Annotated in this window: 14 protein-coding genes; 12 read left to right on the forward strand and 2 right to left on the reverse strand. The window is 39.4% G+C overall.

Annotated elements, in window-relative coordinates; all coding sequences use genetic code 11:
* Positions 1-58 precede the first annotated feature (58 nt).
* The 3 genes from dnaJ (at position 59) to nhaR (ending at position 4,022) form a co-directional block, all read left to right on the forward strand.
* Positions 59-1,195, forward strand: coding sequence for a molecular chaperone DnaJ (gene dnaJ / locus AACQ49_RS04095; protein ID WP_004245212.1), 1,137 nt, complete (start codon positions 59-61; stop codon positions 1,193-1,195).
* Positions 1,196-1,737: 542 nt separating this feature from the next.
* The gene (nhaA, locus tag AACQ49_RS04100) at positions 1,738-2,916 is read left to right on the forward strand and encodes a Na+/H+ antiporter NhaA (protein ID WP_004245211.1); all 1,179 of its coding nucleotides are present in this window, start codon (positions 1,738-1,740) and stop codon (positions 2,914-2,916) included.
* A 188-nt stretch (positions 2,917-3,104) separates the two neighbouring features.
* Positions 3,105-4,022: a transcriptional activator NhaR gene (gene nhaR, locus AACQ49_RS04105; RefSeq protein WP_004245210.1), complete on the forward strand. Its 918-nt coding sequence runs from the start codon at positions 3,105-3,107 to the stop codon at positions 4,020-4,022.
* Between the two features lie 73 nt (positions 4,023-4,095).
* Here the strand turns inward: nhaR and rpsT are convergent, their stop codons facing one another.
* Positions 4,096-4,356: a 30S ribosomal protein S20 gene (gene rpsT / locus AACQ49_RS04110; RefSeq protein ID WP_004248964.1), complete on the reverse strand. Its 261-nt coding sequence runs from the start codon at positions 4,354-4,356 to the stop codon at positions 4,096-4,098.
* A gap of 430 nt (positions 4,357-4,786) precedes the next feature.
* Here rpsT and ribF point away from each other — a divergent pair, with 430 nt between their 5' ends.
* From ribF to AACQ49_RS04155, 9 genes are all read left to right on the forward strand, one after another.
* On the forward strand, positions 4,787-5,728 hold the full coding sequence (gene ribF, locus AACQ49_RS04115) for a bifunctional riboflavin kinase/FAD synthetase (protein WP_004245208.1): 942 nt from the start codon (positions 4,787-4,789) through the stop codon (positions 5,726-5,728).
* A gap of 29 nt (positions 5,729-5,757) precedes the next feature.
* Positions 5,758-8,568 carry an isoleucine--tRNA ligase gene (ileS, locus tag AACQ49_RS04120; protein WP_004245207.1) on the forward strand — a complete coding sequence of 937 codons (2,811 nt, stop codon included), beginning with the start codon at positions 5,758-5,760 and terminating at the stop codon, positions 8,566-8,568.
* Between the two features lie 3 nt (positions 8,569-8,571).
* Entirely contained in the window at positions 8,572-9,087 is a 516-nt protein-coding gene (lspA, locus tag AACQ49_RS04125; RefSeq protein ID WP_004248970.1) for a signal peptidase II, read from the forward strand.
* A 70-nt stretch (positions 9,088-9,157) separates the two neighbouring features.
* Positions 9,158-9,628 carry an FKBP-type peptidyl-prolyl cis-trans isomerase gene (fkpB, locus tag AACQ49_RS04130; protein WP_004245205.1) on the forward strand — a complete coding sequence of 157 codons (471 nt, stop codon included), beginning with the start codon at positions 9,158-9,160 and terminating at the stop codon, positions 9,626-9,628.
* The gene (gene ispH / locus AACQ49_RS04135) at positions 9,609-10,562 is read left to right on the forward strand and encodes a 4-hydroxy-3-methylbut-2-enyl diphosphate reductase (protein WP_004245204.1); all 954 of its coding nucleotides are present in this window, start codon (positions 9,609-9,611) and stop codon (positions 10,560-10,562) included. The genes fkpB and ispH overlap by 20 nt, the downstream gene beginning before the upstream one ends.
* Positions 10,563-10,804: 242 nt before the next feature.
* Complete coding sequence (dapB, locus tag AACQ49_RS04140) at positions 10,805-11,626, forward strand: 4-hydroxy-tetrahydrodipicolinate reductase (protein ID WP_012367441.1); 822 nt, start codon at positions 10,805-10,807, stop codon at positions 11,624-11,626.
* Positions 11,627-12,061: 435 nt separating this feature from the next.
* The gene (carA, locus tag AACQ49_RS04145) at positions 12,062-13,225 is read left to right on the forward strand and encodes a glutamine-hydrolyzing carbamoyl-phosphate synthase small subunit (RefSeq protein WP_161778898.1); all 1,164 of its coding nucleotides are present in this window, start codon (positions 12,062-12,064) and stop codon (positions 13,223-13,225) included.
* A 16-nt stretch (positions 13,226-13,241) separates the two neighbouring features.
* Positions 13,242-16,469, forward strand: a complete 3,228-nt coding sequence (gene carB, locus AACQ49_RS04150; protein ID WP_161778899.1) for a carbamoyl-phosphate synthase large subunit — start codon at positions 13,242-13,244, stop codon at positions 16,467-16,469.
* A gap of 482 nt (positions 16,470-16,951) precedes the next feature.
* Complete coding sequence (locus tag AACQ49_RS04155; RefSeq protein ID WP_004245198.1) at positions 16,952-17,095, forward strand: Hok/Gef family protein; 144 nt, start codon at positions 16,952-16,954, stop codon at positions 17,093-17,095.
* A gap of 70 nt (positions 17,096-17,165) precedes the next feature.
* Here the strand turns inward: AACQ49_RS04155 and AACQ49_RS04160 are convergent, their stop codons facing one another.
* Positions 17,166-24,242, reverse strand: coding sequence for an Ig-like domain-containing protein (locus tag AACQ49_RS04160; RefSeq protein WP_161778900.1), 7,077 nt, complete (start codon positions 24,240-24,242; stop codon positions 17,166-17,168).
* Positions 24,243-24,263: the final 21 nt, after the last annotated feature.

A 24,263-nucleotide genomic window follows, 5' to 3' on the forward strand; every position in this document is an offset into this window, starting at 1 on the left:
GAAACACGGGCGTCGAGGCAACTCTACGCCCGTGTGCTTATGTCAAGGGTAATCCAGAATGGCGAAAAGAGATTTTTACGAAGTACTCGGGTTAAGTAAAACAGCCGATGAAAAAGAGATCAAACGTGCTTATAAGCGTTTAGCGATGAAATATCACCCAGATCGTAATCAAGGTGATAAAGATTCGGAATCTAAATTTAAAGAAATTAAAGAAGCTTACGAAGTTCTTAGCGATCCACAAAAACGTGCGGCCTATGATCAATATGGTCATGCTGCCTTTGAACAAGGTGGTTTTGGTGGTCAAGGCGGTGGCGGCTTTGGTGGCGCTGACTTTAGCGATATCTTTGGTGATGTATTTGGCGATATTTTTGGTGGTGGTCGTCGTCAACAACGTGCTGCACGCGGCTCAGATTTGCAATACAACATGGACTTAACGCTAGAAGAAGCTGTTCGTGGTATTACCAAAGAGATCCGCATTCCAACCTTAGAAACCTGTGATAAATGCCACGGTAGTGGGGCAAAAGAAGGCACATCAGCGGAAACTTGCTCAACATGTCATGGGGCAGGTCAGGTTCATTTACGTCAAGGTTTCTTCACCGTTCAACAACCATGCCCTACTTGTCATGGTCGCGGTAAAGTAATTAAAGAGCCTTGCTCTAAATGTCATGGTGATGGCCGTGTTGAGCGTTATAAAACCTTATCAGTTAAAATCCCGGCGGGAGTGGATACCGGTGATCGTATTCGTTTAAGTGGTGAAGGTGAAGCGGGTGAGCAAGGCGCACCGGCGGGCGATCTGTATGTACAGGTTCATGTTCGTCAGCACCATATATTTGAACGAGATGGTAATAACCTCTATTGCGAAGTACCTATTAACTTTGCGGTTGCAGCATTAGGGGGAGAAATTGAGGTGCCAACTCTCGATGGTCGTGTGAAACTAAAAATTCCAGCAGAAACACAAACTGGCAAAATGTTCCGCATGAAAGGCAAAGGTGTTAAATCTGTACGTAGCCATGGTGTCGGTGATTTAATGTGCCGTGTTGTTGTTGAAACGCCAGTGAAACTGAATGAAAAACAAAAGCAGCTTATGGAACAGCTAGGTGAATCATTTGGTGGTAAAGGTGGTGAAAAAAATACACCGCGCTCTAAGAGTTTCTTAGATGGAGTAAAAAAATTCTTTGATGATTTAACCAAATAATTTTTGCGTTATCTTCATTCCCAAAAAGCCTGATAATGTATTGCCTATCAGGCTTTTTCTTATTAATTTCATAAAAATACCTAGAAACTTATTCTCTGTTATCTTTAATAGTCATTCCCCTCTTATTTCATTAGGTATCCTCTGGTAACAAAAAAGGTTGAACAATATTATCTTCACCTCTTATTATTCTTGTGAATGAATTATCAACTATTCTTAATAAAAAGCACACTATAGTCACAATAATATGGATAAAAAATAGAATATTTACCTATTTTCTATCAATTCTTGTTTTAAATGTGAATTATTACTTATGTTTATCATAAAAAATAATTGTTTCAATAGGTTGTATTTTATTTTTTTTATTTTTGTTTTTTATCTTTCGTGATATTACTTATTGATTATTTTTTACATAATCCCTTCTTTACTCTTGATATAAGCGATTGAGATCGAAAAAGCCGAATTATTTTTGCTAAATAATCTGTTTTTTACGAATTCATAATTAGCATATTATTAACACAAATAGACATTTTTAGGTTAACAATATGACAGCAATTATTAGACAATTTTTAAGATTAGAGGCATCAGGCGGTATTCTTCTGATTGTTGCTGCTATTATCGCATTAATAATGGCGAATACACCTCTTAGTGCTTTGTATAATGAGTTTTTATCTATCCCAATAATGATTAAATTTGGGGCATTAGAGCTAGATAAACCGTTGATCTTATGGGTTAACGATGCACTCATGGCCATCTTTTTCTTAGTGGTAGGATTAGAAGTCAAACGGGAGCTAAAAGAAGGTTCCTTAGCGCAACGTGATCGCGCTATTTTTCCTGCAATTGCTGCAGTAGGAGGAATGTTAGCACCTGCTTTGATTTATCTATTTTTTAATCATGGCGATGCGATTGGTCAACAAGGATGGGCTATTCCGGCAGCAACAGATATTGCTTTTGCTCTAGGTGTAATGGCGTTACTAGGGCGTCGCGTTCCTGTGGAATTGAAAGTCTTTTTATTAGCGCTAGCCATTATTGATGATCTTGGTGTCATTGTGATTATTGCTCTCTTTTACTCTAAGAGTGTGGCATTAGTCCCGTTATTATTGGCAGCGCTAATCACCATCATGTTGTTTATTCTTAATTGGCGTAAAGTGAGTAATACAGCAGTTTACTTAGTCCTAGGCTTTATTTTGTGGGTGTGTATTTTGAAATCAGGTATACATGCCACAATAGCGGGAGTGATTGTTGGATTCTTGATCCCATTAAGAGATAAAGAGGGGGCTTCACCGTCGGAAGAGTTAGAGCATGTTTTACACCCGTGGGTTGCCTATTTAATATTACCGCTATTTGCTTTTAGTAATGCGGGGGTTTCTTTAAATGGCGTTACCCTTGATGGCATGTTATCGACCTTACCCGTTGGTATTGCATTAGGGCTTTTCTTAGGTAAGCCGATTGGGATTTTTCTCTTTAGTTGGGTTTCGGTAAAACTAGGGATTGCAAAATTGCCAGATGCGATTAATCTTAAGCAAATATTTGCCGTTTCTGTTTTATGTGGTATCGGTTTTACTATGTCTATCTTTATCGCAGGTCTTGCGTTTGAAGGTGCTATAGAAGCCTATAATACATACTCTAAACTGGGTATTTTAGTTGGCTCAACCATGGCTGCTGTTGTGGGATATTTATTGCTTAACTCTGTTTTACCGAAGTTGAAGCAGAAGCAAAAATAGCGAAATTGAGTAGGGAACTCGTTTTCTAAACACAATAAAAACCGAGCTATAAACATAAACCTACGGCGCAATACCTTGTATTGTGCCGTAGGTGTTTTTATGAGGATTGGAGAAAGGAACACCAATCGCTAATGCGTTGTTAACGAAGTCTGTGTGATGAGATCACAGAAGTTGAAAGGAAAATCACTATGCGTGTGTCACATCTCAATTTTAATCATCTTTATTATTTTTGGCATGTGTGTAAAGAAGGCTCTGTTGTAGGGGCTGCGGAAGCGCTGTATCTGACACCTCAGACAATTACAGGGCAAATTAAAGCATTAGAAGAAAGATTAGGGGGGAAATTATTCAAGCGTCAAGGGCGCGGATTAGTTCCCTCTGAATTAGGTCAGCTTATTTTTCGCTATGCCGATAAAATGTTTATGCTGAGCCAAGAGATGCTAGATATTGTCAACTATAGTCGAGAATCTAATCTGTTATTTGATGTTGGGGTTGCCGATGCGTTATCCAAACAACTTGTTAGTCGTGTATTAGAAACGGCGGTTATTGATCATGAACAAATACATTTACGCTGTTTTGAATCGACTCACGAATTGTTGTTAGAGCAATTAAGTCAGCATAAGTTAGATATGATTTTATCTGATTGTCCCGTAGATTCCTCACAACAAGAGGGGCTGTTCTCTGTTAAATTGGGTGAGTGTAGTGTCAGTTTTTTCTGTAGTCAGCCAATACCAGAAAAGCCATTCCCAGAATGTTTAGAAGATAGAAAATTGCTTATCCCTGGTCGACGCTCTATGTTAGGTCGTCATTTGTTAACTTGGATACGCAATAAAAATCTTCAAGTAGAAATTTTAGGTGAATTTGATGATGCTGCATTAATGAAAGCATTTGGTTTAAATCATAATGCTATCTTTGTTGCACCTTCTATTTATACCAATGAGACATTTGTCCAAAGTAATATTGAGGAAATAGGCACATTAGACTCGGTAAAAGAAGAGTATTACGTTATTTTTGCTGAACGAATGATCCAGCATCCGGCAGTACAACGTGTATGTAATACCGATTTTTCAGCTTTGTTTAGTGGTGAAAAGAAAGCCAATAACGAATGAAATACGTAGAGTTTGCATAGACAGAATGTAAAAAAACCGGCCTAAGCCGGTTTTTTAAACACAAAAACAATAATTACATTGCTTTGATTTGTGCTTGCAGATTAGCTTTATGACGTGCTGCTTTATTCTTATGAATTAAGCCTTTAGTTGCCTGACGGTCAACAATTGGTTGCATGTCATTAAATGCTTTTTGTGCTGCTTCTTTATCACCAGAAGCAACTGCTGCGTATACTTTTTTGATGTAAGTACGCATCATTGAACGACGGCTTGCGTTGTGCTGACGACGCTTTTCAGACTGAACCGCACGTTTCTTAGCTGATTTGATATTAGCCAAGTTCCAACTCCCAAATATATTCTAGCGAGGACAATACAAAGGTGAAGGAATATGCCTTTTCAACCTAAGTTTGTCAATGGATTTATACAAAATTAGCGTCGTTGTACGCGACACTGGTTTCGTTGTGATGGCGCAAGATTTTATCAGTTAAGACGGGTAGAATACAGTCTTTTGAGTGAAAAAATCATCAAAATCGTGTATATGAGTAATAAATAATAGATTCTAAGCGGATCTACGGTTGATTTTGTGCGATTTTATAACCAACAAGTGAGTAATCGTTTATTTTTTGTTAGCAGTGAGCATGTTAATTTAACAATCATAGTGAATTGACAAAGCAAGATATTACTCACCAATAAACATTGATATATTGGGTTACTCTCGAGCCTTTGACAAGGTATAATCCAATTATTTCCACGGTATTGAGCCAGTTATGGAGCTAATTCGCGGTATACAGAATATTCGAGCACAACATCATGGTTGTGTTCTAACAATTGGCAATTTTGATGGTGTCCATCGCGGTCATCAGGCATTATTAAAACACTTGAAGCAAGAAGCATCACGTCGTGGCCTACCTACTGTTGTGATGACATTTGAACCTCAACCTCTGGAGTTTTTTTTGCCAGAGAAAGCACCTGCTCGTCTAACGCGCCTACGCGATAAGATAAAATATTTGGCAGAGTGTGGTATTGATTACCTGTTATGTGTCAAATTTGATAAGCAATTTGCGGCACAAACACCGGAAGAGTTTGTTTCATCACTCTTAGTTGATAAATTAGGTGTGAAGTTTTTAGCCATTGGCGATGATTTTCGTTTTGGTAAAAATAGAGCAGGTGATTTTCATTTTTTACAACAAGCCGGTGCTCGATACGGATTTGAGGTGGCAAATACCGAAAGTTATTGTGACAAAGGATTACGTATTAGCAGTACGGCGGTACGAGAAGCCTTATTCAATGACGATTTAGCATTAGCTGAATCATTGCTTGGACACCCTTATAGCGTTTGTGGACGCGTGGTACATGGTAATCAATTAGGCAGAACTATTGGTTTTCCAACCGCCAATATTCCCATGAAACGCTTAGTGGCACCTGTTGCTGGTGTTTATGCGGTTGATGTTTATTTAGCCGACCATCAATCGCCTTTAGCGGGGGTGGCTAATATTGGCAGTCGTCCTACCGTAAAAGGTAAGGGTGTACAATTAGAAGTTCATTTAATCGACGTTAATATGGATTTATATGGACGTCGTATTGATGTTGTGTTACGAAAGAAATTACGTAATGAACAGCGATTTGCATCATTGGATGCGTTGAAACAGCAAATCGCAAATGATGTGGCTGCTGCTAGGGATTTTTTATTGCAGCGGTCGGAGTCATAAACTAGCGGAAACTTGGAACTGAGAATCGAATGAGTGACTATAAAAATACCCTGAACTTACCAGAAACAGGGTTCCCTATGCGCGGGGATTTAGCAAAGCGCGAACCAGAAATGTTATCACGTTGGTACAAAGAAGGTTTGTATCAAGCTATTCGTCAAGCTAAAAGTGGTAAGAAAACATTTATTTTGCATGATGGCCCTCCTTATGCCAACGGCAATATTCATATTGGTCACTCAGTAAACAAAATTCTCAAAGATATTATTATTAAATCCAAAGGGCTGTCAGGCTTTGATTCTCCGTACATTCCAGGATGGGATTGTCACGGATTACCTATTGAATTAAAAGTTGAACAAATTGTAGGTAAACCAGGAGAAAAAGTCTCTGCAGCTCAATTCCGCGAGGAGTGCCGTAAATATGCTTATGAGCAAATAGAGGCGCAGAAAAAAGATTTTATTCGTTTAGGTGTGCTAGGAGATTGGGACAAACCTTATCTCACTATGGACTACAAAACGGAAGCCAATACTATTCGTGCATTAGCGCGTATTATCGCTAATGGTCACCTATTAAAAGGGGCAAAACCTGTTCACTGGTGTACGGCTTGTGGTTCATCGCTAGCTGAAGCGGAAGTGGAATATTACGATAAAACCTCTCCTTCTATCGATGTGCGTTTCCGTGCGGTTGATTCAAACGCTGTAGCGGCTAAATTTGGTGTCGTCACTGATAAACCTATTTCTTTAGTTATTTGGACTACCACACCATGGACATTACCTGCTAACCGTGCAATTGCATTAAATGGCGAATTTAATTACGCATTAGTTTCATTTAATGATGAGTGCGTCATTTTAGCGGCAGACTTAGTTGAACACGTTATGAAACGTATCGGTGTCACAGACTGGGCTGTTTTAGGTGAATGTAAAGGTAGTGATTTAGAATTATTGCGCTTCAATCACCCATTTATGGGCTTTGATGTGCCAGCCATTTTAGGCGATCACGTTACATTAGATGCCGGTACAGGGGCTGTTCATACCGCGCCGGGTCATGGTCCTGATGACTTTGTTATTGGTCAAAAATATGGTTTAGAAGTGGCTAATCCGGTTGGACCTAATGGTTGTTATCTTCCTAATACGTATCCGACCTTAGATGGTGTGTTTGTTTTTAAAGCTAATGATGTGATTGTTGAGTTACTAAAAGAAAAGGGTGCTCTATTACATCATGAAGCAATGCAACATAGCTATCCTTGCTGTTGGCGACATAAAACACCGGTTATCTTCCGTGCCACTCCACAATGGTTTATCGGTATGGATAAAAATGGATTACGTCAACAATCCTTAAAAGAGATCAAAGGTGTTAAATGGATCCCTGATTGGGGCCAAGCACGTATTGAGTCAATGGTGGAAAACCGTCCTGACTGGTGTATTTCTCGTCAGCGTACTTGGGGAACACCAATGTCGCTGTTTGTGCATAAAGAAACACAAGAGCCTCATCCTCGTACTCTAGAGTTAATGGAAGAAGTCGCTAAGCGTGTAGAAGTGAGTGGTATTCAAGCTTGGTGGGACTTAGATATCCGCGAACTGCTGGGTGATGAAGCTGATGACTACATGAAAACACCTGACACACTTGATGTTTGGTTTGATTCAGGATCAACGCACTCAACCGTAGTTGATGCTCGTCCTGAATTCCATGGCAATTCAGCTGATCTCTATTTAGAAGGTTCAGACCAACATCGTGGTTGGTTTATGTCTTCTCTTATGATTTCAACAGCAATTAAAGGCAAAGCGCCTTATCGTGAAGTATTAACACACGGTTTTACCGTGGATGGACAAGGCCGTAAAATGTCGAAATCCATTGGTAATACTGTTAGCCCTCAAGATGTAATGAACAAACTGGGTGCGGATATTTTACGTTTATGGGTTGCCTCCACCGATTATACGGGTGAAATTGCGGTTTCCGATGAGATCTTAAAACGTTCTGCTGATACTTATCGTCGTATTCGTAATACAGCGCGTTTCTTCTTAGCGAACTTAAATGGCTTTGATCCAGCTAAACATCAAGTTAAACCTGAAGAGATGGTAATACTTGATCGTTGGGCGGTCGGTCGTGCGAAAGCGGCACAGGAAGATATCCTCAAACACTATGAAAACTACGATTTCCATAATGTTATTCAGCGTCTTATGCAGTTCTGCTCAGTAGAAATGGGATCTTTCTATCTAGATATCATTAAAGACAGACAATACACTGCGAAAAGCGACAGTGTTGCTCGCCGTAGTTGTCAAACTGCGCTATACCATATTATCGAAGCATTAGTACGTTGGATGGCACCAATTATGTCGTTCACCGCGGATGAGATTTGGGCACAGTTACCGGGTGAGCGTGCGAAATTTGTGTTCACTCAAGAATGGTACACAGATTTATTTGGTTTAGAGGCATCTGAAACCTTAAATGATGAGTACTGGGCGGAATTATTAGCCGTTCGTAGTGAAGTCAATAAGGTGTTAGAGCAAGCTCGTACCGATAAGCAACTACGTGGCTCTTTAGAAGCGGCAGTAACACTGTATGCGGATAAAGCCTTAGCGGAAAAACTGAATGCATTAGGAAACGAATTGCGTTTTGTTTTACTTACCTCTCAAGCGACCGTTGCTGATATTCATGATGCGCCAGAAAACGCGTTAGCATCTGATATGGCGGGGCTGAAAATTGTCTTGAGTAAAGCGCAAGGTGAAAAATGTCCACGTTGCTGGCACTATGCAACTGACATTGGTCAAGTGGCGGAACACGCTGATTTATGTGGTCGCTGTGTTACTAACGTAGCCGGTAACGGTGAAGAACGTAAGTTTGCTTAATTGATGAAGAAAACACTTTGCTCTACAGGTTTACGCTGGCTCTGGTTGGCTATTGCTGTAGTGGTGTTGGACTTAGGTACAAAACAGTATTTCATGCAGACATTCCGTCTGTATGAATCTGTGGCTGTCATGCCTTTTTTCAACTTCACTTATGCTCATAACTATGGCGCAGCTTTTAGCTTTTTAGCCGATAAAGGCGGATGGCAACGTTGGTTTTTTGCATTAATCGCACTGGCAATCTGCATTGTCTTAGTGGTGATGATGTATAAAAATAAAGCGAGTGCCAAGCTAAGTAATATTGCTTATGCGCTTATTATAGGCGGAGCATTGGGTAATCTTTCTGATCGTCTGATCCATGGATTTGTCATCGATTTTCTGGACTTTTATGTCGGTGATTGGCATTGGCCTACTTTTAATATTGCTGATGTGTCTATTTGTCTTGGTGCAGCTTTAATTATCATTGAGAGCTTTTTCCCTGATAAGAATGCCAGCCCACAAGAAGCCAACAAGCAGAAGTAATCTGACAGATCAGTTAACTAAAATAACCCCTGCCTAATGGCGGGGGTTACGCTTAATAGAAGGTATTAGTATGAGTATGCAGATCCTCAATAATAGTGCAGTATTGCTGAATTTCACCTTAAAATTGGCAGACGGCTCTGTTGCTGAATCTACACAAGCACATGGAAAACCGGCGTTATTTCGTCTTGGTGATGAAAGCTTATCGCCTGCTTTAGAAGCAGAGTTGGTAGGACTTAAAGAAGGGGAAAAGAAAACCTTCACGCTTGCGGGGGAGCATATTTTTGGTAAATATAATCCTGATCTTATTCAATACTTTATGCCTTCTGATTTTGCGCAATCCGGTATTCCTGAAACAGGTACCATTATGCTGTTTACGGCAATGAATGGTAATGAAATGCCAGGCATTGTGCAGGAAGTGACGGAAGATTCTGTTACTGTCGATTTTAATCATCCATTAGCGTTACAAGATGTCACATTTGATATTGAAGTCGTCAGTATTGATCCACAGGAGGAAACAACAAATGCAAATATTGCTGGCTAACCCACGAGGCTTTTGTGCGGGTGTTGACCGAGCTATCAGCATTGTTGAACGTGCATTAGAAATCTATGGCGCGCCAATTTATGTACGCCACGAAGTGGTTCATAATCGCTATGTAGTCAATGATTTACGCGAACGTGGTGCTATTTTTATTGAAGAAATCTCCGAAGTGCCGGATAACGCTATTTTGATCTTCTCAGCACACGGTGTTTCTCAAGCTATTCGCCAAGAGGCACGCTCTCGTAATTTAACGATGCTTTTTGATGCCACTTGTCCTTTAGTGACCAAAGTACATATGGAAGTCGCAAGGGCGAGCCGTAAAGGTAAAGAGGCCATTTTAATTGGCCATGCCGGACACCCAGAAGTTGAAGGGACGATGGGGCAATACAGTAACCCAGAAGGGGGAATGTATTTGGTTGAATCTCCAGATGATGTATGGAAACTAAAAGTGAAAGATGAAGATAATCTTTGCTTTATGACACAAACTACATTATCCGTCGATGATACTTCCGAAGTGATTGATGCCTTAAATAAACGATTCCCTAAAATCATCGGGCCCCGTAAAGATGATATCTGCTATGCGACAACCAATCGTCAAGAAGCTGCTCGAGAGCTTGCAGAGCGTGCCGATGTCGTGTTTGTTGTTGGCTCTAAAAACTCATCTAACTCAAATCGATTAGCAGAGCTTGCACAACGTGCAGGCAAACCCTCTTATTTAATCGATAGTGCTGAAGATATTGATGAAATATGGGTAAGCCATGCCAATATTGTTGGGGTGACAGCAGGAGCATCAGCACCAGATATTTTAGTTCAACAAGTCTTAGCACGATTAAAGGCCTTTGGTGCAGAAGAAGTGATTGAGCTATCTGGCAGAGAAGAAAACATTGTTTTTGAAGTGCCAAAAGAGTTACGTCTTGACTATAAAGTAGTCGAATAATAACAATAGCTATAAACATTTAATTTACCAAGCAGAGCCAAGGCTCTGCTTTTTTTATCTCCTTTTTTATAAATCGTAAAATTTAATGAATAATCATGCGGTTCATCGCTTTTGCTGATGATCTCTATCCTTTTGTTCGTTTTTCTTATTATCGTCGTTAAATGCTGGCATCAAACGAATGACATCGTTAATCTGTAAAGTATTAATAAAGATCATAAGTGTTACTAAGGAGAACATAGATTATGTCTGCAACAGAACTTCGTCTTGCCGTAGTGGGGGCTGGAGGGCGTATGGGGCGCCAGCTGATCCAAGCGATTAATCAGCAACAAGGTGTGGTATTAGGTGCTGCTTTTGAACGTACTAATTCTTCATTGATAGGGGCTGATGCAGGAGAGTTAGCGGGAATTGGTCATATCGGTATCACTGTTACTGATAATTTATTAGCTCAAGTCGGGCAATTTGATATTTTAATCGATTTTACGCGTCCTGAGGGTACGTTGTCCCATCTGGCATTTTGTGTTGAGCATCATAAAGGCATGATTATTGGAACTACCGGTTTTGATGAAGAAGGTAAAAAAGCCATTAATTGTGCTGCACAAACTATTCCTATTGTCTTTGCTGCTAACTTTAGTGTTGGCGTTAATTTAGTGCTTAAATTATTAGAAAAGGCAGCTAAAGTGATGGGATCTTATAGTGATATTGAAATTGTAGAAGCTCACCATCGTCATAAGGTTGATGCACCATCTGGTACGGCCTTAGCGATGGGCGAGTCGATTGCAGAGACTTTAGGTCGTGATCTGAAAGATTGTGCGGTTTATCAACGAGTTGGACATACAGGAGAACGTGATCCTCGCAGTATTGGCTTTGCGACTATTCGTGCAGGGGATATTGTGGGTGAGCACACTGCTATTTTTGCGGATATTGGTGAGCGAGTAGAGATTAGCCATAAGGCATCGAGTCGAATGACCTTTGCAAATGGCGCGGTTAAGTCAGCTATTTGGCTAAGTGAAAAAAAATCGGGTCTTTATAATATGAAAGATGTGCTTTCTTTAGAAGAATTATGATTTTGTTTTATATTTAATTCCTTGAAAACCCATGATTATTTATATTATTTGTGGGTTTTTATTGTTGTTTGTATAGTTTTTGTTTGTTGTTTTTATTTTTTAATAACTTCCTTTGTTTTCTTCCGTTTTTATAGTTAAAATTTCGCTTAAGTCTCTTTTTTTCTTTTTTCTATCATCTTTTTAAAATATCTTGGTAAGCAAACGGTTAAATTTGTAAGATGGGTGATGGAAATTGTCACTTAGCTGATTAAATTGCTAATGATCGATATTTTTTTAATTAAAAGAGTGTTTTTTCTAGACATCTGCTCATGGGATCTTTAGAATGCGCCCAATTTGCCAAAAATTTGCCCAAATTTATGTTTTTGGCATTGATTTAGAGTCTTAAATCTGAATTAATATGCATGAAATGTGATTTATTATTCTCTGGAGGGCGTTTTGATTAAATCAGCTATACTGGTTCTAGAAGATGGGACCGAATTCCACGGCAGGTCGATAGGCGCAGAAGGCGCTGCTATCGGTGAAGTCGTTTTTAATACTTCCATGACCGGTTACCAAGAAATATTAACCGACCCTTCTTACTCCCAACAAATTGTTACTCTCACCTATCCTCATATTGGCAATACCGGCGTTAATTCCTCAGATGAAGAATCAGCAACTATCCATGCTCAAGGGTTAATTATTCGCGATTTACCCCTAGTGATGAGTAATTATCGTGCCGAAGAGAGCTTAGCCGATTACCTTAAACGTCATCAGATTGTGGCGATAGCTGATATTGATACACGTAAATTGACGCGATTATTGAGAGAAAAAGGCGCACAAAACGGTTGTATTATCGCAGGCACTCATCTTGATGCTAAACAAGCGCTTGAAAAAGTGAAAGCGTTTCCAGGATTAAAAGGAATGGATTTGGCGAAAATGGTGACAGTGAAACAACCTTATCAATGGACACAAGGCAGTTGGACATTAAAAGGGGAGTTGCCCGCCACTCAATCACCACAAGATCTCCCTTTACATGTGGTGGCCTATGATTTTGGTGTGAAACGTAATATTTTACGTATGTTGGTGGATAGAGGCTGTCGAGTGACAGTGGTTCCAGCACAAACCTCAGCCCAAGAAGTGTTAGCGCTCTCACCTGATGGCATTTTTCTCTCTAATGGTCCGGGGGATCCAGAGCCCTGTGATTATGCAATTGACGCCATCCAAACTTTCTTAACTACCGATATTCCAGTATTTGGTATCTGCTTAGGGCACCAATTATTAGCCTTGGCGAGTGGTGCAAAAACCGTAAAAATGAAATTTGGTCATCATGGTGGTAACCATCCCGTTAAAGATTTAGATAATAACAGTGTGATGATCACCGCCCAAAACCACGGCTTTGCTGTTGATGAAGCATCGTTACCTGATTGTTTAAGGGTGACACATAAATCACTATTTGATGGTTCGCTACAAGGTATTCATCGCACAGATAAAGCTGCATTTAGTTTCCAAGGTCACCCAGAAGCGAGTCCAGGGCCGCATGATGCGGCGCCGCTTTTTGATCACTTTATTGAACTTATTGAGCAATATCGTCAAAACCTGCAATCAGTGACAAACAAATAAATCAGGAGTGAAAAAAATGGCTAAAAGAACAGATATTAAAACAATCCTGATTTTAGGTGCAGGCCCGATTGTGATTGGTCAAGCGTGTGAATTTGACTATTCAGGCGCACAAGCGTGTAAGGCACTGCGCGAAGAGGGATATCGTGTTGTTTTGGTAAATTCAAATCCTGCTACCATTATGACAGATCCTGAAATGGCAGATGCCACTTATATTGAGCCTATTCATTGGCAAGTGGTCAGAAAAATTATTGAGAAAGAGCGCCCTGATGCCATATTACCGACAATGGGCGGACAAACGGCATTAAACTGTGCCTTAGAATTAGAGCGTCAAGGGGTGTTAGCTGAATTTGGCGTAACAATGATAGGTGCAACGGCTGATGCTATTGATAAAGCGGAAGATAGACAACGCTTTGATAAAGCGATGAAAAAAATTGGTCTGGATACGGCTCGTTCAGGCATCGCTCATACTATGGACGAAGCATTTGCAGTGGCTGAGCAAGTGGGTTTCCCTTGTATTATTCGCCCTTCATTTACTATGGGGGGAACGGGAGGCGGGATCGCCTATAATCGTGAAGAATTTGAAGAAATTTGTACTCGAGGTTTAGATTTATCACCGACAAATGAACTATTAATTGATGAATCATTAATTGGCTGGAAAGAGTATGAAATGGAAGTGGTGCGCGATAAAAATGATAACTGCATTATCGTTTGCTCCATTGAAAACTTTGATGCGATGGGGATCCATACCGGTGACTCTATCACGGTTGCTCCAGCGCAAACGCTAACAGACAAAGAATATCAAATTATGCGTAATGCCTCGATGGCAGTATTACGCGAGATTGGGGTTGAAACTGGTGGCTCCAATGTGCAATTTGCCGTTGATCCTAAAACAGGGCGTTTAATTGTTATTGAAATGAATCCTCGTGTTTCTCGCTCATCAGCATTAGCGTCAAAAGCAACAGGTTTCCCAATTGCAAAAGTCGCGGCAAAACTTGCAGTAGGTTATACCCTCGATGAGTTGATGAATGATATCACTGGAGGAAGAACCCCAGCCTCTTTTGAACCTTCTATTGATTATGTAGTGACTAAAATCCCTCGCTTTAACTTTGAAAAATTTGCCGGTACCAATGACCGTTTAACCACGCAAATGAAATCTGTTGGTGAGGTGATGGCTATTGGGCGCACTCAACAAGAGTCAATGCAAAAAGCATTACGCGGACTAGAGGTTGGTGCAACTGGGTTTGATCCTAAAGTAAACCTCGACGATCCCGAAGCGCTCACCAAAATTCGTCGTGAATTAAAAGAAGCCGGATCGGATCGCATTTGGTATATCGCGGATGCTTTCCGCGCTGGAATGTCGGTTGATGGGGTGTTTAATCTCACCAATATCGATCGTTGGTTCTTAGTGCAAATAGAAGAGATTGTTCGCCTAGAAGAGCAAGTGGCACAACTTGGTTTAGCTGGTCTAAATGCTGATTTCTTGCGTCAATTAAAACGTAAAGGTTTTGCTGATGCGCGCCTAGCTAATATCTTGAATGTGAAAGAGCAAACCATTCGCCAATTAAGAGAACAATATCAATTACACCCAGTTTATAAACGGGTTGATACTTGTGCGGCAGAATTTGCTACGGATACCGCTTATATGTACTCCACTTATGAAGAAGAGTGTGAGTCGGATCCAAATCAAGACAAACCTAAAGTGATGGTCTTAGGTGGTGGTCCAAATCGTATCGGTCAGGGGATAGAATTTGATTATTGTTGTGTTCATGCCGCTCTAGCATTACGGGAAGATGGGTATGAAACCATTATGGTCAATTGTAATCCAGAAACGGTTTCAACGGATTATGATACCTCCGATAGACTTTATTTTGAGCCAGTCACCCTTGAAGATGTATTAGAAATAGTACGGATCGAAAAACCACAAGGCGTGATTGTGCAATATGGTGGTCAAACGCCATTAAAATTAGCAAGAGCTTTAGAAGCTGAAGGGGTGCCTGTTATCGGTACCAGTCCTGATGCAATCGATAAAGCAGAAGACAGAGAACGTTTCCAAAAGGCCGTGGATAAGTTAGGGTTAAAACAACCAGAAAATGCCACAGTGACGACATTAGAAGAAGCGGTAGATAAGGCAAAATCTATTGGTTACCCGCTGGTGGTACGTCCATCTTATGTCCTTGGTGGACGAGCAATGGAAATTGTTTACGATGAAATTGATTTACGTCGTTATTTCCAAACGGCGGTCAGTGTTTCTAATGATGCTCCCGTACTGTTAGACCGATTCCTAGATGATGCCATTGAAGTGGATGTTGATGCGATTTGTGACGGTCAACAAGTGGTGATAGGCGGTATTATGGAGCATATCGAACAAGCGGGTGTTCACTCTGGAGACTCAGCTTGCTCTCTACCTGCTTATACTTTAAGCCAAGATATTCAAGATATAATGCGCAAGCAAGTACGTGAACTCGCTTTTGAATTAGGTGTTAAAGGGTTGATGAACGTACAGTTTGCGGTGAAAGGTAATGATGTTTATCTTATCGAAGTGAATCCTCGCGCCGCACGTACAGTGCCTTTTGTCTCTAAAGCAACCGGTGTGCCATTAGCAAAAGTTGCTGCTCGAGTGATGATAGGACAAAGTCTTGAACAGCAAGGCGTTACCAAAGAGGTGATCCCTCCTTACTACTCGGTTAAAGAGGTGGTACTTCCCTTTAATAAATTCTCAGGTGTCGACCCTATTTTAGGGCCTGAAATGCGATCTACCGGTGAAGTGATGGGGGTTGGTGCTACTTTTGCACAAGCTTTTGCTAAAGCGATGTTAGGTAGCAATTCCACCATGAAGAAAAAAGGAAGAGCGCTACTTTCGGTTCGTGAAGGTGATAAAAAACGTGTCGTTGATTTAGCAACTAAGCTATTGAAAAATGGTTTTGAGTTAGATGCAACACATGGTACTGCCATTGTCTTGGGGGAAGCCGGTATCAATCCTCGCCTAGTGAATAAAGTGCATGAAGGGCGACCTCATATTCAAGATAGAATTAAAAATGGTGAGTATGACTATATTGTCAATACGACTGCCGGTCGCCAAGCTATTGAGGATTCAAAACTGATCCGCCGTAGTGCATTACAATATAAAGTTCACTATGACACTACATTAAATGGCGGATTTGCGACAACACTGTCATTGAGTGCTGATCCTATTATTGATGTTATTTCAGTCCAAGAGATGCATGCAAATATAAAAAAATCTTAACTTTTTAGTTGTCGTTATACCAATCCCGAATAGGTATTAATTACCTATTCGGGATTTTTCTTTTTTTCTATGTAATAGAAAAAAGAAAGCCCCACATAACGACATGTAGGGCGAGTGCAAAACAAAGAGGTGGGTGCAGATCTTTTTTCAAGAATGGAGGCAAGAAAATAAAATAAGTAAATTTCTTTGTTTTAGCGGATTGATTTTGTCTTTTTTAGATGTCAGTGTCAACAAGAATATTTATTAGTTATTCATGTAACATGTTGTTTTAATTTGATTAATTTTAAAAAATACTACCAGTAAGGTATAGAGGTGAGGGAAAATTCTGCTACTATAGCGGTGGGTGCTTGGATCGTTTTGGTTCAAGCATTGCGCTAGAGCCAAAAAGACAAAAGCCCCGAATTTTATTTTCATAAAATCCGAGGCAGTCTCAAAGCTCAACAACTTGATTCTGCCTCCTTTATTAAAAGGAGTCAATCAAATTGACGAAAATAACCTTATTTGGCATTACGGTTGTCTGTGTGACGGTACTTATGTTTGCTTTAATTGTCGGTGAACGATTATGTTCGCTTAACATTAGTAACGGAAACATGGTCGTTCAAGCTGTTTTGATGTGTCATCAATAGCTTGATGGGGGAGGTTTCCTCCCCCAATTTTTGTTCAAGTTGTGAGATATGTGGTACAAGCACCCGGTCTTTAAAAATATCCCCCTATTTGGCCATCCCAATGAAATTCTTTTTTAAGATAACTGGATCTGTTACCTATGGTTATATTTGCTTTTAACGTACCATGACCAGAATCATTAATTCTACATTCTTCGTCTAATGCGTAGTGTGCTGATGTCGGCGATATTTCAGCTATTTTTTTAGAATGCTCGCTAAATATAATCTTATCTGGATAAGTTAATTTCTCATTAATATGTCCGATGAGTTTATCCGATGGATTTAATGTTACATCATATAATTCCGTAGTAATATAAATGGGATAAAGTAACTTTTTCGGCTCACCTTTAAATACTAATCTTGGCGTTAAAATAAGATGTGTTGTAGTGGTTGACCAACCATTTTGACAAGATGAAGCAAGGGTACCTGTATCTGTATAGATAAATTTAGAATTATAATCAAGAGAGATTATTTTATATGCGTTATTGGCAGGAAAATAGTCAATATTAATTTTATACTTTTTAGGATCGACATAAGGCTGATTATTACTATCAAAGGTTGTGACTTCTAGTGTTAATTGTTTTGGACTGGTTAGATATTGTTTCGGTACCTGAATTTTTACTGGGTCATGTATATTATATTTAGGTGCATAGTTTTGTCTTTCTTCTAAGGCGATAGAAGTGCCATTTTCATCAAATAACTCGAAGTTAATCGCTTTAGGTGTGTCTGATGAAGACCATTTAACAATAAACTGATCGTCTGAAGTGTATAAAGGTTGCCAAGTTAAATCATCCAAATGTGTATTTGATTTGCTCTCTCCCGCAGATAGAAACTCAAATGAGTTAATTTTGATGCGAGGCGATGCTTGTATAATGACGTTATAGCTTTGCTCATGATCTTGAAAATAATTATTATTTTTCACCTCAAGTGTTAATGTTGTTTGCCCAATATTAAGGTTTTTGATAATCCCATCTGGGGTGATTTCAACTATGTTAGGTTGACTACTATACCAAGTTGCATTCGCTTCAACGGGGACATCTGGCGTAGGGCTTTGAGCCATCAATAATTTATCTGCAGCAGAATCAGTTGTTAATACAATATAATTCTTTTTAAAATAATAACTTAGTGCGGCTTTTCCTTGCTGATAGTCTACAGTTTGGCTATCCGCTAGGAATTTATCTGTAGCATCACTTTGTATTACTATTTTTGTTTTTCCTGGTTTAATGGCGGTTAAGTTACCTTTACTATCAATGGTGGCTACCAAGGTATCGCTACTAGAGAAATGAATGGGGGTATTTTTAACCTCTGGATTATCAAATTCCGCTGTTATTTGATGGGTAATGCCATCATTCCAGATCGATTGTATGGTGTGAGGAGAGGTTACTTTCAGTTTTGGTGGCGCTTTTTCTATCACTAAAGGATAGCTATTTTTAGCTGATGGATATTGCTCATTACCTAAGGTTTGTAAGGTAATAATTGTAGTACCAGCCTTTTTCATGGAGATTTGCCCACTTGTTGTATCAATGGAAGCAACAGTAGGATCAGAGCTTGACCATATTACCTGCATATTTTGTGGTACACCTTTATAACTTAACGCATCAATCACAGTTGATTTGTAGATTTCCTGTTGGATAGGTTTCTCAAAGGTAATTTCAGATTTAGGGATTGCCACTTTAATCGTCAATGGCTCTGCGATAGTTATTGTTTCAGCTTGAGCGGTTAAGATAATATCGGACATCGTATTTGCTGTAACATTTGTTTGATATTCACCATTGCCCACTGACTTTAATGGATTGTCACTAAAATTAGGCTTACCACTGATAGTTTTAATCTCAACATTCTTACCATCAATGGTATTACCGTATTTATCCATTAATTTTACGCTTAATAACGTACTATCTTTATTATCAGCATTTATAGAACGACGATGACTATTAAAGGTTGATTTATGAATATCTATTTCAGCCGGTATTACAGTAATATCTTGTGTTGATTTATAATTATTAGAATCAAGATAAGCGCTCATCTTCAAGCGTCCCGCGACATGACTAGTCACTCGATTCGTTGCTATCCCCTTATCATTAGTATAAGTGCTGTAATGATAATCATCTGCTGATCCGAGTAATTTCCATGACACAATAACATTAGGTAATACATTATTATTGGCATCAACGACAGTTGCTTGGTAGTTAACACCTTTATCTCCTGCGGTTATAGTTGTTCTATCAACCTCAACAGCGCGTATTTTCCATGTCGTCACATCGGCATTAAGTTGTAATATTTTTTGTTTTTTGAAATGGGTGCCATTTACCATAACACCAATTTGTGCTGTGCCCGATTGAGTTCCTGTTATTTCAATCTCATAGCGTCCCGGTGATATTTGTTGTGCTTGACTAAATTTGATGGTTGGATTTTTAGAAAATCCGCTTACTTGTTGGTTGGGGATGATATTTCCATTTTTATCTTTAATAACAAATGTCAATAATGCCTTATCTTTGCCATTAGCAATGATTTGACTCGGGTTCAACGACAGTTCTGACATCGTTTCATCAATGTGACCCGTTAAAAAGTGAACATCATCTGCTATATAAGTACCTGTTGCTAATATTGCGCTGACTTTGGCAACACCGACAGAGCGTCGAGATAATCCAACTATTGCTACACCATTATCATCTGTAAAAGTTAATGGTGTTTCGAGTTGACTACCTTCATTCGTTGACCAAGCGACAGGTACACCTATACCGACGGGATTATCATGGTTATCAACCAAATAGGCTTTATAAGTAATGGACTCCCCAGCATGTGGTTGCATATTGCTAATAGTAAAGTTTTTCACCTTTGCTGTTGTGTTATTAGGGAGCACCGTTAAAGAAACGGATTGTTTTATTGCTAATGGAGCAACGTGAGCCGATAACGAGGTTTTTCCGGTTTTTAATGCGCTCACTTGGGCTTGATAAATGCCTTTTTGTTTCTCTTTAAAGGGCGTAATCGTTGTTTGTAAATTAGTCTGCGGCGTTAAGGTGATTTTATTGGCTAAGTTGGGCAATAAATTACCTTCTTTATCCTTTAAGGTTATTGTTACGGTCGCTTTATTTGCCCCTGCGACAATAGTGTCAGGGAATATGGCAACAGTAGAAAGAGAGGCCGAAATATCACCTTCCGTAAAGGTGACAATGTGATCAGCATTGACAGATTGTTGGTTATTGAGCACTGCCGTTACTTTCGCTTTTCCTGCCTGAGTACTTGAGAGGGTAATTTCAGCTATTCCTTGCTTATTGGTCATGCTTAATGGTGCTGCAAGCTTACCGAGATCACTTATCCAACCGACAGTAACGCCTTTTGATACTGGATTGTTATGTTTATCGGTGATTTGTGCTTGAATAATGACTTTGTCTTTACCATTCGCTGTTACGGTATAAGGTGCCATAACCTTAACGGAGTGGATCTTGGCTGTTTTATTATCTGTTAAAAATCCTAAAGATTGCGTTACCGTAATACTATCAATAGTGGCGGTAATTTGACTGAGTCCCGCTTTTGTACCTCTAATATGTGCTTGATAATTGCCGTTAGCCGTTTCTGTGATTTTACTGAATTGGATGGTGCTGTTATCCCCAATTAACGCAATATCGTTACTACGACCTATTACCGGATTATCAAATTTATCACGCAGGTCTATTTTACCCACAGCAAAGGCATTGCCATCGGCAATGATAGATTGTGGTTCAATCGTCAAATAACTATTTTGTTGCACTGGCGCCCCCGCAACAAAGGTTACTTGAATGCTTTTTTTCTCTTTATTTGATAAATAGGCGGTAATTGTTGTTGGCTGTGCTTTGGTTCCTGAAATGACAACTTGCGTTCTGCCTTTTTCATCTGTTTGAGTAGTAGTTTCATCAATATGATTGATACTTGATTGCCAATAGACAGGGGTATTTTTCAATGGGTTATGATAAGCATCAGTTAAGTTTGCTACTACGGTAATGCTATCTTGGTTATCTGCTATGGCAGATTGCTTATTATTTAATGTCGTTAATGTGAGAGTGGCACTTTTGAGATCTGCAACGGCAACTAAGTTAGTTTGTGCATGTTGACCATTATTTAATCGCGCGGTGATGGTTGTGATACCTGATTGTGATGTTGTTAGCGTATTTTTGGCGATACCTTGAGCATCGGTCTTAGTTTGTTGCTGAGCAAATTGAGTACCAGCACTCCCTTGCCAATTAACAATAGCATCAGGAAGTTGATTACCCAGTTTATCTGTTACTATTGCAGTAAGTTCTGCGGGATCTTGCTTATCTGCAACAATCTGATTTTTATTAACCAATAATTCACTAATCAAAGCTTGTTGCCCATTAGCAATAAAAGTAATTGGCTCAGCAGTAAAGGCATTGTTATTTATACGCGCAGTTACCCGCACACTGAGTGCTTGTGTACTGGTTAACTTGTTGGTGGTGATCCCTTGCTCATCAGTCATTGTGGTATGTTCAATGTTAACAATACTTTTATCGTGCTCAGTTTCCCAGCTAATTTGTGCATGAGGGAGCGGCTCACCGAACTGATCTTGTACTAATGCAGTAAGGATGACCGGGGTTTGACCATCTGCGACATGAGTTGTAGAGGATGGGGTTATGGAGACAATAACCCCCTTAGCTTGGTTGGCGATAAATTGGGTTGTCGTGTGAGTCATCTTGTCGTTTATTTTGGCCCTCACGGTGACCGTACCGGCGACTTTACTTATCATGGTGGTGGTCGCCTTACCTTGCTCGTCTGTGGTTAATATGGTTTGTTTTAATTGTGCTTGGTTATCTGCCGATAATGTCACATGAGTAGCGGGTATCGGATTATTTTGCTTATCAACAACTTGTAATGAAATGGTTTTTTCTGTTTTACCATCGGCTAGAGAAAGTGGTGGTGTGATCGTGAAGTTTTGTTGTGGAATATAGGCGCTATCATTATCCACACTAAAATGGGCTTCAGTCGAATAGGTTATCCCTTTTACTTGTACACCAATCTGCGAACTCCCTACTTGAGTATTAGTCACTGAAGCAATAATCTCACCTTGTTCATCCGTTTTTCTTGAGCTAATGACATTAGCACCATTACTGGCAGTAAAGTTGACTGGATAATGAGCCAATGGATTGTGGTTGCTATCAGTGACTCGTACTTTGATTTTATTTTGACTTTTACCGTCGGCTGGCGCGTTATCTTTTGTAACCGTTAGGTTGCCTTTTGCAATATGGGCAGTTTGATTATCGGCAATAAGTGTCACGGTTGCTGAGTTGAAGGTATTATCACGGAATACGGGGGTTAGGGTTAATTTTTCCGGTATGCTTCCTGCTGTAACCGTTAATTGATATTTCCCAGCAGCTAAACGAGAGAAAGTAGAAATACGGCTATTGCCTTTTTCTGTATCAGACTGTTGCTGTAAAGTAATTTCTTTACTATCAATATCAACGGGTAAATTATCATTATCAACGATGGATAATATTAACTTTTGGGTTGCTTCACCGTTAGCGAATAGTTGGCTCTGTTTAGGTGAAAATAGGCTATTACGCGTATTGATTAACGATTTATCTACAATAACCGTTGTTTGAACAGGCGCTGAACGATTGCCATGGGTATCAATGGCAACAGCACTAATGATATAGCTATTTTTCTCAATTGCACCAATTTGATATTGAGGCAAAATCACGGTGTAGTGAGTTCCACCATGATGTTTTATTTGCCCGCCTTGGGCATTTAACTTACTTGCGGACCATTCAATATTGGCTAACGGATATTTTGTTTTTACTTGAACTTGTAAATCGCGCTCCTCTTTAGCATAACCATTTATTGAATCAACCATAGAAAGGAAAACTAAAGTTTCCTTTTTATATTCTAAAATCATATCGTTATTACGATTAACAAAGTCATAACGACTTCCTGCTAATGTACGTATTGCTTTGACATTATCAGGATTAAGTTGTGAAGCGAGTGATTCTCCTATGCGGTAGGACAAGCTGATATTCAAGTTATTATCAGCACGATCATGTAAGCCAATACGACGCTCGGCATTTAATGTGACTAATGGTATCGGAGTATAATTAATCCCTAATGTGTAGGTATGTGGATTTTTGTCCCGTTTATCTTTGCCAAATAGACCAACTTCTTTACCGTAGTATTGTTCAAAGATTAATTTAGTGCCTAATTGTGGATAAGCTGGAAAATAGCCTTCTGTTCGAATGTCCCAACCATTCGCAGGGCGTTCACTATAATCTAAGATATTATTAGAGGCTCGCCAACTTGATAGACGGTGATAATGGTTAGAACTTAATTTGAAATAGTCTCGCCAAATTTCGGCGCCAATTCCCAAACGATTATGATGATGCGTTAAATCATGATCATAAAAGCCATTAATGCCGACCATAAATTTTTCAGTAAAATAGCGATAACCAATACCATAATTAAATTGGCTACGAAGATCTTTGCGATGATAGTTAGTTTGAGCAAAGATCAGCTTTTCTTTTTGTTCATATAATGGAATTAACAATTCCGCTGAGCTATTTTTTAAGGTGAGATTTTTATCTGCTGAAAGTGAAACTCGCGCATGCCCAAATTGATTAAGCCATTGTTCTATTTTCTGATTGGATTTACTGGAGATTTGGCTAATTGCATATTGTGTTACATCGATATCTTTATTGAGTAAAAATGAATTATCAACAATAATTTTAGCGAGCTCTTCGCCCTCTGTTGAGGGGATTGCCTCATCTTGATTATTGAGCCACTTTTTTTTTAATAAATATTCATTAGGAATATTAAGAATAGTTCCATCATTTATTTTTAGCTCACCCGTTAACGATACATGTTGTGGATTAGCTTCAATCAATTTAAATAATTTTATATTAAATTTTTTTGCGATAGATTCTGGGGTATCACCCGCTTTGACTTGATAAGTATTTTGTTGATTTATATCGCTAATATTATGTTTTTTAAAATTATTCTCATTGGCAAAAGTCTGCGTAGGCATGGTTGTCACAATAGGAAATGCTAATTGTATAAAAATATTAAGCCAAGCGACTTTTCTCGTAATAGAACTGGGGCGTGGGGAAGGTACATTATTTAACGTCGTCATTTTTAAACTCATCGTAACAAA

The sequence above is a fragment of the Proteus sp. G2675 genome, from assembly GCF_963886535.1.
Classification (GTDB): domain Bacteria; phylum Pseudomonadota; class Gammaproteobacteria; order Enterobacterales; family Enterobacteriaceae; genus Proteus; species Proteus mirabilis.